The organism is Microtetraspora sp. AC03309, assembly GCF_020826795.1.
Classification (GTDB): Bacteria; Actinomycetota; Actinomycetes; order Streptosporangiales; family Streptosporangiaceae; genus Microtetraspora; species Microtetraspora glauca.
Genome location: NZ_JADDIL010000465.1, coordinates 1 through 486 on the forward strand (window position 1 = coordinate 1; position 486 = coordinate 486).

The 486-nt window shown below is 69.1% G+C and carries 1 pseudogene; it reads left to right on the forward strand.

Annotated elements, in window-relative coordinates:
- Nucleotides 1-486 (forward strand): annotated as a pseudogene (locus IMZ11_RS43870) (replication-associated recombination protein A); the annotation flags it as partial.

Here is a 486-nt window from a genome sequence, read left to right on the forward strand (position 1 = left end):
GTCGGGGCCGACGAAGAGGCCATCGACCTCCTGGTGCGCCTGTCTTCGGGTGATGCGCGCCGCGCGTTGACGGCACTGGAGGTGGCGGCCGAGACGGCCGGCGGCCCCGGGGGCACCATCACGGTCGAGGTCATCGAGCAGTCGTTGGACAAGGCCGCGGTGCGCTATGACCGCGACGGCGACCAGCACTACGACGTGATCAGCGCCTTCATCAAGTCCGTGCGCGGATCCGATGTCGATGCGGCGCTGCACTACCTGGCCCGGATGCTGGTGGCGGGGGAGGACCCGCGCTTCGTGGCCCGCCGGTTGATGATCCTGGCCAGTGAAGACATCGGGATGGCCGATCCGACGGCGCTGCAGACCGCGGTCGCTGCGGCCCAGACCGTGCAGCTGATCGGAATGCCCGAGGCGCAATTGACGTTGGCTCACGCGACAGTGCACCTGGCCACGGCACCCAAGTCCAACGCGGTGACCACGGCGTTGGGC